At 46.7% G+C, this 11870-nt stretch carries 10 protein-coding genes; 7 read left to right on the forward strand and 3 right to left on the reverse strand.

All coding sequences use genetic code 11. The annotated features are described in order from the left end of the window. The first annotated feature begins 13 nt into the window (after positions 1-13). The 4 genes from NYE45_RS08865 (at position 14) to NYE45_RS08880 (ending at position 5922) form a co-directional block, all read left to right on the forward strand. Positions 14-916 (forward strand): carbohydrate ABC transporter permease, encoded by a 903-nt coding sequence (locus tag NYE45_RS08865; protein WP_076209164.1) that lies wholly within the window; start codon positions 14-16, stop codon positions 914-916. A 53-nt stretch (positions 917-969) separates the two neighbouring features. Beyond that, on the forward strand, positions 970-2565 hold the full coding sequence (locus tag NYE45_RS08870; protein WP_340016409.1) for an ABC transporter substrate-binding protein: 1596 nt from the start codon (positions 970-972) through the stop codon (positions 2563-2565). A 97-nt stretch (positions 2566-2662) separates the two neighbouring features. Beyond that, positions 2663-4828, forward strand: coding sequence for a beta-glucosidase BglX (gene bglX / locus NYE45_RS08875; RefSeq protein ID WP_340016410.1), 2166 nt, complete (start codon positions 2663-2665; stop codon positions 4826-4828). 77 nt (positions 4829-4905) lie between these two features. After that, positions 4906-5922 carry a LacI family DNA-binding transcriptional regulator gene (locus NYE45_RS08880; RefSeq protein ID WP_340016411.1) on the forward strand — a complete coding sequence of 339 codons (1017 nt, stop codon included), beginning with the start codon at positions 4906-4908 and terminating at the stop codon, positions 5920-5922. A gap of 306 nt (positions 5923-6228) precedes the next feature. Here NYE45_RS08880 and NYE45_RS08885 read toward each other — a convergent pair whose 3' ends face one another. Both NYE45_RS08885 and NYE45_RS08890 read right to left on the reverse strand, forming a co-directional pair. After that, the gene (locus NYE45_RS08885) at positions 6229-7293 is read right to left on the reverse strand and encodes a phosphodiester glycosidase family protein (protein WP_340016412.1); all 1065 of its coding nucleotides are present in this window, start codon (positions 7291-7293) and stop codon (positions 6229-6231) included. Next, positions 7290-7700, reverse strand: a complete 411-nt coding sequence (locus NYE45_RS08890; RefSeq protein WP_062833490.1) for a uroporphyrinogen-III C-methyltransferase — start codon at positions 7698-7700, stop codon at positions 7290-7292. Before NYE45_RS08890 ends, NYE45_RS08885 begins: the two co-directional genes overlap by 4 nt. A 439-nt stretch (positions 7701-8139) precedes the next feature. Here NYE45_RS08890 and NYE45_RS08895 point away from each other — a divergent pair, with 439 nt between their 5' ends. The 3 genes from NYE45_RS08895 to NYE45_RS08905 all read left to right on the forward strand — a co-directional run bounded on the left by NYE45_RS08895 (position 8140) and on the right by NYE45_RS08905 (position 10969). After that, positions 8140-8796, forward strand: coding sequence for a response regulator transcription factor (locus tag NYE45_RS08895; RefSeq protein WP_062833491.1), 657 nt, complete (start codon positions 8140-8142; stop codon positions 8794-8796). Positions 8797-8931: 135 nt separating this feature from the next. Beyond that, positions 8932-10155 (forward strand): PLP-dependent aminotransferase family protein, encoded by a 1224-nt coding sequence (locus tag NYE45_RS08900; protein WP_340016413.1) that lies wholly within the window; start codon positions 8932-8934, stop codon positions 10153-10155. A 187-nt stretch (positions 10156-10342) separates the two neighbouring features. Then, a complete protein-coding gene (locus NYE45_RS08905; protein ID WP_340016414.1) occupies positions 10343-10969 on the forward strand; it encodes an FMN-dependent NADH-azoreductase in 627 nt (208 codons plus the stop codon). 72 nt (positions 10970-11041) lie between these two features. Here the strand turns inward: NYE45_RS08905 and NYE45_RS08910 are convergent, their stop codons facing one another. Further along, positions 11042-11815 carry a DUF2161 family putative PD-(D/E)XK-type phosphodiesterase gene (locus tag NYE45_RS08910; RefSeq protein WP_340016415.1) on the reverse strand — a complete coding sequence of 258 codons (774 nt, stop codon included), beginning with the start codon at positions 11813-11815 and terminating at the stop codon, positions 11042-11044. Positions 11816-11870 lie beyond the last annotated feature (55 nt).

Raw genomic sequence — 11870 nt, forward strand, 5'->3', positions numbered from 1 at the left:
GAGGAAAAATGAGATGAGCAAGAAAGCTAACAAAAAACCGAGAATTGGTACAGAAAAAATGACACTTCTCGATTACATTATTTTTGCTGTATTACTAGTGCTTGCCCTGATGATCCTGATTCCGTTCTGGAATGTCATCATGATCTCGTTTGCAACACAAAAAGAATATGCTGACAATCCATTTTTGATGTTCCCTAAAGAATGGACATTGGATTCCTATAAGGCATTGTTCGCTGATGGAACGATTCTGTCGGGGTACAAAAATACAATTATTTTGCTAGTCATCGGCTTGCCACTCAGCTTGTTCCTGACAACAAGCATGGCATATGGCCTTAGTCGTAACAAATTTCCGTTTAAGAAATTCCTCTTTTTCCTAGTACTGTTCACCATGATCTTTAATGGTGGTATCGTACCGTTGTATCTGATCATGAAATCTCTTCATCTTACAGGTACGCTGTGGTCTGTTATCCTGGCGGGAAGCTTCAGTGCTTTTAACATGATTCTGATGATGAACTACTTCTACACCTTGCCTGAATCGTTGATGGAATCAGCGAGACTGGATGGTGCAGGAGAGTGGAGAATTCTGTTCTCTGTTGTTCTTCCGCTGGCTACACCAATTATGGCTACAATCACGTTGTTCTACGGTGTGGCTTACTGGAACAGTTGGTATGATGCGATGATATTCCTTCGAAAAGCGGATCAGTTACCGCTCCAGAATGTACTCCGAAATATTATCGTGACATCTACGACGAATGCATCCAATGCATCCAGTGTGGATGCTGCCCAGGCAAGCAACTTCTCAATGGGCATGAAGATGGCGGCCGTATTTGTCACCATGGTACCAATTATGTGTTTCTTCCCAATGCTGCAAAAACACTTTGCCAAAGGGGTATTAACAGGGGCAATCAAGACCTGATTATACGTATAGGATTTTGCAATAAAATTCTACTAAAAACATGGGGGTAAAACATGAAAACGAACAAAAAGTTGTCAGTACGAGCTCTCTTTGCCATCACGCTTAGTGTAGTTATGCTGATGGTGACCGCTTGTTCCAGTCAAGGAGCTTCAGGTGGTAACGAAAAAGATGCAGAGGGAAATTACAAAGACAACCTGACCATCTCTGTAGCTAACCTGACAGAAATCAAAAACGGTAACCTGGATAATGACTTCCACAAGTTCTGGACAGACAAATTCAATGTAACTTGGGACTACAACTATATTGATTGGGATTCATGGGGCGAGAAGCTTCGTCTGTGGATCAACTCTGGCGACTTGCCGGATGTAGCGGTATGGAACTACGTACATGGCGATGCCATTAACAGCATTGAACAAGGTTTGTTCTACAAATTCCCGGATGACTGGAAAGAACGCTGGCCTAACGTGGCAGCAGCTTACAATTTGACGGGTCTTGGAGACAAGTTGGAAGAATTGACTGGTGGAACATATGTCCTGCCTAGACCAATCTATTTCGAGAACAAACCGGCTGACCCACTGACGAACCAAATTGGTGTCATTGCGCTTCGTAAAGACTGGGCTGAAGCAGTTGGTTTTGAACTGAAAGATGCTTATACAACAACCGAATTGAATGAATATGCTGCGCTAGTGAAAGAAAAAGATCCAGGCAAAGTGGGTAACAAACTTGTACCTCTGTCCTACAATGCGGCAGATGCCATGACAAACATGATTATGCCAAACAGTGTGCATGCCATGACTGACTCTCCCTTCTACAAAGGTGAAGATGGCCAGTTCCACTGGGGACCAGCAGATCCTGAAACGCTGACAGGACTTAAATTGATGCAAAAAGCTTATAAAGATGGACTGCTCAATCCTGAGTTCTACACATGGAAAAACAATGAAGGTCAAAACAACTTCAAAGTAACCGGTACAGCTGCTGTAACAAGTCTGGGCGGACTCGCTTCGTACAGACAAGGCCTGGATTCTGATATGAGAAAAAATCTGGGTGTAGATAGTGATGAATTGGTACACACAGCAATCGTTGTGGGCGATGACGGGAAATATCGTAACATGGAGCAAGCCAACTTCTGGTCTGCATTGATCTTCAATCCGGACATCAGTGATGAGAAATTCGAACGGATCATGGATCTGATCGATTACTCCGCAACAAAAGAAGGACAGCTGCTTATTAACATGGGCTTTGAAGGAACCGATTGGAAATATGATGAGAACCAAGAACTGGTTAGCTTGTTGCCAGAAGGAACCGTATTGGAAGATAAATATCCAGCACGTTTCGAAGGTCTCTACCTGCTGGGTGACGACTTCAGTGTTGTAAACCCTGCAATTAAAAAGGATTACCGTGATAGAGCCGTGAAATTGTTCGAAGAAAAAGCAAAACTCGGTACAGAAGGCAAATCACTTGCAACATACGATTGGGATGTCAACCTGTACGATTCCAAAGCTAAGAGTCAGGCTTCATTCGACTACCAGAACGAATATGCCAACCTGATCCTCAAAAACGGAGATCTGGAGGCAAACTGGAAAGAATGGGTGAACAGTAAAATGTCCCTGGTTCAACCTTACTTGGATGAGCTAAACGATAAATTCTAGTAATCATTCAGTAATTAATTTTGAACCCGGTGCGCGGTCTCTCCCCGAACGCAGCCGGGTTCTTTATTTCAACAATTTGTAGTGGAGGATACTATCGATGAATAACGAGCAGTTGCTAGACCTGGTAAAACAGATGACGTTGGAGGAAAAAACAGCTCAGCTTCTTCAGTTGACTGCCAACTTTTATGAAGGAACGAATGTTGAAGGCCAGATCACAGGGCCCATGGAAGAGATGGGAATCACGGAGCAGTCCGTGGATGCCAGCGGCTCCATCTTGGGGTTGTCCGGTGCCCAGGCCATCATTGATGTGCAGCAAGCTTATATGAAGAAAAGCCGTCTGGGCATTCCGCTCTTGTTCATGGCTGACGTGGTACATGGATTCAAAACCATTTTCCCGATTCCGCTGGCGATTGGTTGCTCATGGGATACCGAACTTGCTGAGAAAAGTGCTGAAATTGCAGCACGTGAATCGGCTGTATCGGGTTTACATGTAACCTTTGCACCGATGGTGGATTTGGTTCGTGACCCGCGCTGGGGCCGTGTGATGGAGACGACAGGAGAAGATCCTTATCTGAACAGCTTGTTCGCAGCTGCGTTCGTAAGAGGATATCAAGGAGATAGCTTGAAAGATGAGCCTGATCGCCTTGCAGCTTGTGTTAAACACTTTGCAGCGTATGGAGCGGCTGAAGGTGGTCGGGATTACAATACGGTGGACATGTCCGAGCGTAACTTGCGTGAGTACTATTTGCCAGCGTACAAAGCAGCATTGGATGCGGGTGTGGAAATGGTCATGACTTCGTTCAATACGGTTGACGGTATTCCGGCGAGTGGCAATGAGAAGTTAATGCGTGGCATTTTGCGTGAGGAGTGGGGCTTTGATGGCGTATTGATCTCGGATTGGGCTTCCATTCGCGAGATGATTGCACACGGCGCTGCGGAAGATGACCGTGAAGCGGCGTATCGTGCCATTCGTGCAGGGGTAGATATGGAGATGATGACACCTTGTTACGTTCATCATTTGCCTGAGCTGATTGAGAGCGGTGAAGTGGAAGAGGAGCTCATTGATGAAGCCGTTCTGCGAATTCTGCAATTGAAAGAAAAATTGGGATTGTTCGACAATCCGCTGCGTGCAGCCGATCCGGAACGTGAGCGCGAGATTGTTTTCTCCAAAGAGCATCGTCAGGTATCGTATGAATTGGCAACGAAATCAGCTGTGCTCTTGAAGAATGATGGCAATGTGCTTCCGCTTCAACCGGAAGCTAATGTAGCCCTCATTGGTCCTTTTGCACAGAGTCCAGACATTCTGGGCTGGTGGTCCTGTGAAGGGGTTAAGGAAGATGCAGTTAAGCTGGGGACAGCTCTGCAAGAACGCCTGACGGGTGGGAAAGTTCAATTTGCCCAAGGTAGTGATGTTCATACGATTACAACTGAGCAGATTGCCGAAGCTCTGGAAGTGGCAAGCAAAGCAGATCTGATTGTTCTCGCTCTAGGGGAAGACTCCGAGATGAGCGGAGAAGGCGGCTCACGCACGGATATCCGTCTGCCAGCAGCCCAGTTGGAATTAATCAAACAGCTCAAAGCAGCCGGCAAACCAATTGCCACCGTTATTTTCAATGGCCGTCCATTGGATCTTCATGGTGTCATCGATGAATCGGATGCCCTTCTTGAAGCCTGGTTCCCGGGTAGTGAAGGCGGAGCAGCGATTGCAGATGTTCTGACAGGTGTAGTGAATCCATCTGCACGTCTGACGATGTCCTTCCCGCAGTCTGTAGGTCAGATTCCGGTCTATTACAACCATTTCAATACAGGCCGTCCATTGAACCCGGAGAAGACGGAAGAACGTTATGTTTCCAAATACATTGACAGCCCGAATGAACCGTTGCTTCCGTTCGGTTATGGTCTCTCTTATACATCTTTCGCTTATGGTGATCTTGAAGTCTCAAGTAATGAGTTGACTGCTGATGAGTCCTTGAGCATCCAGGTACGTGTAACCAACACGGGCGAGCGTGCAGGTGTGGAGACGGTTCAGTTGTATGTTCGTGATGTAACGGGTGAAGTGGTTCGTCCGATGCGTGAGTTAAAAGGATATGTGAAACTTGCACTTGCGCCAGGCGAGACGGGTATAGCCACGTTTACATTAAATGAAGAGCAGCTTCGTTATCACCATTCGGACTTAAGTCATCGCAGTGATCGAGGCGAGTTCCATATTCTTGTTGGTGCAAACAGTCGGGATACCCAGAAGAAATCATTCAGACTCGTTTAATCCGGGGGATGGAAAGAGTAATGTGTCAGGCCTTTCACTATGGATGGCCTGATAAACATAACAGGGGAGCGAAGAATGTGGTCAGTATCAAGGATATCGCCAAACAGGCGGGAGTTTCCATCTCCACCGTGTCATATGCGCTGAATGGCAGCAACAAAGTGACCGATGAGACGAGTTCCAAAATTTTGGCCATTGCCAAAGAACTGAACTATGTTCCCAATGCCGCTGCAAGAACACTGAAGAAGAGGGAATCCAAAATTCTGGGTGTATTCTTGACCGATTTTAGCGGAGATGTATACGGAGACTTGCTGAGTGGCATGAAAGCCGTATGTAATGCTCAAGGTTATGACCTGATCGTATGCAGCGGTAAACAATCCCATCGCATGCTTCCGGAACGGATGATTGATGGTGCAATCATTCTGGATCATACGTTTGCAAGTGAAGAACTGATGCAATATGCCGATCGAGGGCACAAAATCGTTGTACTGGACCGTGAGATGGATCATCCCAACATTAATCAGGTTTTGCTGGATAACAAAGCCGGGGCAACACTTGCGATGGAACATCTGATTGAACAGGGACACAAGAAGATCTACGTGGTGACGGGACCGGAAGGCTCGTTTGACTCTGTGCAGCGGTTGAAGGCTGTAAGACAGGTCGCCGAACGTGAAGCGGATGTGGAATGGATTGAGATCACGGGGGATTTTGAGAAGAGCGGTGGGGAGCGAGCCGCAGATCAGATTGTACAGGTGTATGATGGGCCCGCAGCGGTATTCTGCCTCAATGATGAGATGGCCATTGGTCTGTGTGATCGTCTGGCGGAAAGTGCACTTGGCGTTGGGCAGGAGATTGATGTCATCGGATTCGACAATATTGAACTGAGCAAATACGTGCAGCCGAGATTAGCAAGTATTGATTATTCCAAACGCAAGTGGGGATCGCTCGCTGCTGAACAATTAATCAAGATTATCGCCGGCGAACCCGTCGACCATGAACGAATTTACGTAACATTGGTTGAAGGTGGATCTGTGAGTGGTCCTACCCAGTCTGATTCTGTGATATCGCTGCGGAATGACCGGGCGGTTAGCTATTGATCCCGAATACAGCAAGAGACAAGGCTTAGAAGAATTGCATCATTCTTTTAAGCCTTGTCTCTTGCTATTTCGAGGATAGAGCATTAAAGCATTAAAAAAAGCCTCTCCGAAGAGAGGCTTGGCCTTTACAGACCTTTTGTTTTGTCATTGTTGTAGGATGAAGTGAGAATGCCTGTAATGAAGAGAGTCAATACGACTGCAATAATCCAGAATGTCAGTGAAAACGACATACCCTTCGCACCTCCTGCACAAGCTCATTTTCTTCTATTATAACCATTATAGGTAGAAAAGAAATGCTTCACCCTATTATTTGTAAAATAAAAAGTGTGTAGGCACCGGTCTGAGGCTGCCATCTGAGGGGTTATTCACAACCCGATTATTCAGAATAAGCGAGGAAGATCCACCGCCATCCAGATTATAGGCGTCGATGACCCCGAGCTTGTACAACCGTCCTTGTAACTCTTCAAGGGTAGCACCGGAACTTCCACCCTCATTATATCCGTCGACCACAATGATCAATAACTGGTCGTCTTTATAATTGCCAATGACTGTACGTGGCGCTCGTTTGGGTGATACTTTCCACTTGGCGGGAATCGCGGTTTTGCGCCCATTCTGTAGTAGTACCGGCACAAACGTAGCCCCGAATTGCGGCTGCAGGCGATCCAGGGAGTTTTTGTCGAAGAACTTGCCTCCGACCAGCTTGCCGGCATCATTAAGTCCTACAAAGAACAGATCTTTGAAACTGGCCTGAAAACCGTTCACGTATTTCCCGTCCATGACGGTGGTGCTGAGCGGATAACGTTTGCCGCCACTATCAGCAAATCCGCCTGCGTTGATCCCGGCAATTGCACCGTTACGTTTTACAGCCTGCATGGTCGTCTCAGATCGTCCAGGTTCGCTGTCCAGAGCCATCTGCATGGCCGTGGGGTCTTTAAGCTTAATCTTCATGGCATAGCCCTTATAGCTGCCAGGATTGACTCTATACATTTCAATCGTCAATCGGTCACTGTCTACCCGTTCAAATGGAACGCCCAGCTTGGCGGAAATACGCTTGTTATAAATGGTTTCTGGACGATCCGCCTGAGCAGTAGCCTTCTGCACAAGTGTAGACATCGTACTCGTTGTTTTATTATAGAGCTGCGTCGTTCTTTTAATAGAAGAAGAAGTTTGGACAGCAGCGTCTTTTGCCCCTGCAAGCTCTTGGCTAATTGCTTGGGTCCGGGGTGTAATAGTGTCCTCTGACAGTTCGGCAGAAATCAAACCTCCGGGTTCAAGTGGAGGACGAAGCAGCAGCAGGCATAATATCAATCCAACAAAAGGAGCGAGTGCAAGCATAAAAAAACGATTAACCTGTTTGACGGGTGTAATCATTTGAGCAGGTCCATCTTTTTCTGGAGTGTCTCCAGTTGTTTTTTGACTTCGCTCAGCTGGGTATACAGTTTGTTGCTGTTATCCGTTTTGTCACTTGCATTATCCTTGGTAAAAGTCAGCAATTCATTGAAGGATTGCACCTGTCCTTGCAGGTCTGCGACTTCCTTCGATATCGTTGTTAGCTGCTTTTCGTAGTCGGTTTTTAGCGCTGCAATCTGCTGCTGATTATGGGCCTGAAGCTGGTTAATCATCTGTTGCTGGAGATGGTTACTATAATAGTAGGTTCCAACGACTCCTAGTGCAATGAGAACAATCCACATTACCAGAAACAGCTTGATTGAAGATCCGGCCTTGCCTTTGGCGCTCCGGGTGTGATGGATGTCAGAGGGCGGGGCAGATGGTTTCATATCATCACTCCTGGTCATTTATAGGTACAAAAATTTTTCCAGTCCTCATTCTATCATGCCCCTATTGATTACGCAAAAATGAAATTCTTTACTTAATAGAGTAAAAAGAGATTGCATCGGAAGGAAGTCCTAGGATACAATTTCTTATAGATGCAATAAGTAGGAACTTTGGGCAGGTTTTTCGACTTTTTTAGATAGAAATGCAGGAAATTTATACTATATTTTGACCTTTCCGGGCATGGAAAGATGAACGTCATGGTGTTTTTATGACAAAATACAGTGAAAATAGAGCTTATTTAGCAGCTTTACCCTGTATTTTTCTGTTTTTCGACATAATCCGACCTATGCTTCTTCTATACTCGGACTGTCGCATAGACAGTGGAATCATCATGGCAGAAGGTAGAAGTTATTTGTCCAATACATAACAGGGGGAACAACAATGAAAAAAGTATGGCAGGTGGTCATCGTAGATATCCACCCCACCAGCATGCTCGGTACAAAATTGATTTTGGAAGAGCAGCAGGATCTGACGGTACGTGGCATGACTTCGACCGGAACAGAAGGGCTCGATCTGGTGAACATTCACCAGCCTGATCTGATTCTCATGGATTATCGACTTCCAGAGGGCCAGGCAGATCAATATATTGCCCAGATGAAGAATCTGTCGGCACATAGTCACATCATCATTTTGACAGATGAAGACAATGTGAAGCTGTTTCGTCATCTGATGAGTCTTGGTGCAAGCGGCATGCTATCGAAACAGGCTTCCCCTAGCCAGCTGATTCATCTGATCTCGGGGTTACGTGAGGGCCATGTATCCATTCCATTATCGTGGTTAAACAGTGCGGAGTGGGCGCAACCCGTCGAGTCTCCAACCGAAGAACGTGTCATTGAATTAACCGAAACCGAAACTTTTATCATGGAAAGAATTGTTCAGGGTGTAACCTATGATAAAATAGCGAGTGAGATCAACGTTAGCAGGCGCTCGATTGATAATTATCTGCGTAAAATATACGTGAAGCTGGAAGTAAGCAGCAGAGCACAGGCCATTGAACGTTATGCCTTGCATGCAAGGCAGGCGAAGACGGTATCCTGACGAACCGGTTTAGTTCTTCCCATCCTCATAACAGGTCAGGTGTGCATCCGGTCATATTCGATGGCGAGCAGGAATAGGTTGTAGGGCTGCGGACTGCGAGTTCAGTTTCGATAGGGATGAAAGGGGATCGGATCGATGAAATATTTCTTTGCTTCCCGTACCAACAGGCTTTTGTCATCACCGCTGAGGGATATACGTGAGATGTCTGGCAGGGATTATTTCATTTCTCTGGCAGAGGAATTGCCTGCGGAGGAGTTGTTTCCTTTCAAATTGCTGGAAGAAGCAGCGGTGTCTGTCTTTAGTTCAGGCCCTTCCGCATTGCAATATGGAGAGCCAGCAGGCTACACACCCTTGAGAGAGTGGTTGAACAAAGACTGGAATGCACGCAAAGGCATACGAACGGTACCCGAGCAGATTCTGTTGACGACTGGTACCCAGCAGGCCATCGATCTGGTGATGCGTCTATTACTTGAGCCAGGGGACTCCGTACTGGTGGAACATCCCACATCTCCAGGCTGTTTAGAGGTTCTGGAGATGCAAGGAGCCAAGATTGTACCCGTGATGGGTGATCGGGACGGCATACTGCCAGACCTTTTGGAGCAGCACATGCAGCAGGTGAGACCGAAGCTGCTTTTTGCTGCACCCAGCTTCTCGAATCCGACCGGTGCTTTGTGGAGTATGGAGCGGCGGGAGGCTGTCCTTGAGCTGTGTTCGCGCTATGGTGTGTTGCTTGTGGAAGATGATTCTTACGGAGAGCTTCATTTCGATGGCCTGGAGCCAGCGGAATTCTATCGTAAATATCCTTCACTCTTTGCACTGGATACTGCCGATCAGGGTGGACATGTTCTCTACATCGGTTCGTTTAGCAAAACGGTAGCGCCCGCTCTTCGGACCGGATGGGCTGCTGGACATCCTGCGCTGATTCAGGCCATGGCCTCCGTTAAACGGATTGCAGATGGTCAGTCCAGTCCGATGAATCAGCGGCTGTTGTATCAACTGCTCGCCCATTCCCCTTTTCGATGGAGTGATCACCTGTCCATGCTGAACCGGGAATATAAGACAAGGCTCAAACTGATGCTTGAATTGTTGAAGAGACCGGGCTGGAAAGGATGTCAGTACAACATCCCTGAGGGCGGTATGTATCTGTGGGTACAGTTGCCGGATGGATTGGATAGTGGCGCTCTGCTCAAGGCGGCTCTGCCCAAAGGTGTATCTTTTCTTCCAGGATCGCTATGCTCAACAGGTCTACAGGATCAACGTTACATTCGATTGAACTTTAGCCATCCGGGACGCGATGAATTGCTGCTCGGCATGAACCTGATCAGTGAAGCCATATCCGAATTTACGGCTCGCAGCTGAGTCGAATCAAAATAGATTGTAGCAAAATGCAAATTGGTTCATGAACTTAGTGATTACGTTATTGCATCCACTAACATTTTTATATATAATATGTATTAATGAGTTGTTGGTTTCTTTATATAAGCTGCAATTGTGGTGAATTCAGAAAGGGCACTCATATATTTTATTTAACGGGGGAAAATTCAACATGTCTAATATTTTATTCGTAAAAGCAAATGACCGTCCTGCAGATCAAGCAGTCAGCGTTAAACTGTACGATGCATTCTTGAGCGCATACAAAGAGTCCCACCCAGGTGACACAGTTACTGAGCTGGATCTCTACAATACAGATATTCCTTACTATGGCAACACTGTAATTACAGGTGGCTACAAAGCGGCAAACGGCATTGAAGCAACTGCTGAAGAGCAAAAAGCTGCAGCACTGGCTGCACAACTGCAAGATCAATTTTTGGCAGCAGACAAAGTGGTATTTGCATTCCCGCTCTGGAACTTCACTGTTCCTGCTCCACTGGTGAACTACATTTCCTACCTGAGCCAAGCTGGTAAAATGTTCAAATACACAGCTGAAGGCCCTGTAGGTCTCGTAGGCGACAAAAAAGTGGCATTGTTGAACGCACGTGGTGGCGTTTATTCCGTAGAGCCAATGGCTTCTGTTGAAATGTCTGTTAAATATGTAACTAACGTATTGGCTTTCTGGGGCATTCAAAACCCTGAGCTGGTTATCGTTGAAGGACATAATGCTGCTGCAGATCGTGCTGAAGAAATCGTTACTGCAGGTCTGAAATTGGCTTCCGAAGTAGCAGTAAAATTCTAATAGCATTCTTTTATATAGAACTCACCAAAACACCTGTAGTCTCCACTGGAGATTACAGGTGTTTTTGCATTCTCATTTTTTGATATACGTTACATCAAGTTCATTAATGGTTCGTTCGATCATATCATTATCCTCAAGCATGTGTGCATGCTCGGTTAACGCCTGTACTCCCTTGATCGTCAGAATATACTTTCCGCGGGAGAGGCGTTCAAACCAGCCATAATAATTTTTTTGCAGAATCGCCGCTGCAGAACCTACACCTGTCTGTCTGGCAAGGTTGGCGGGAGAGGATTCGCCGTTCGTCCGTAGAGCGGATGCGACACGTAAGGCCTTCTCACGATATGCGGTGACCAGTTGTCTGCGTGTACTGCCTCCCGTATTGTAGTCTCCGCTGCGTTCGTCGAATTCCTTGAGCAAACGTTTCCGCCGGATACCGCTTTTGCGGGCAACTTGCTTATGGCTAGTGAGGGCCGTCTGGGCAGATGGTTCGCACAGTACATCAATCAGGGGAGCTTTGGTTTTGTAAAATGTGACAGTCAGCAGACCCAGACCGAGTTGTCTGCATAGTGCGGTCAGTTCGCTCCAGCGTTGGTTTACGGCGCCGCGTTTGCTACGATTGCGCTCGACGGCCAGATACACGAACGGGCTAAGCTTCAATCGCTGCATGCCCTGCAACAACAGGGAGAGGTTAAATGTTTTTTTCATCTCCACAATGAGTGGTTCGTCCTGGTCCGATCTGACCCCTACGAGGTCACAATGTCTGACTTCCGCCTTGACGTCGAAGCCGCGCTGCTCGAAGAAAGCCTTCACAGGCGAATATAATTCAGTTTCGTATTGCACAGCCATCGTCCGTACTCCTTTCCTGAAGTGGCCTGTCTCTGACCATGTGTTGTCCGGTTTC

It is taken from the genome of Paenibacillus sp. FSL K6-1318, from assembly GCF_037976905.1.
GTDB lineage: Bacteria > Bacillota > Bacilli > Paenibacillales > Paenibacillaceae > Paenibacillus > Paenibacillus amylolyticus_A.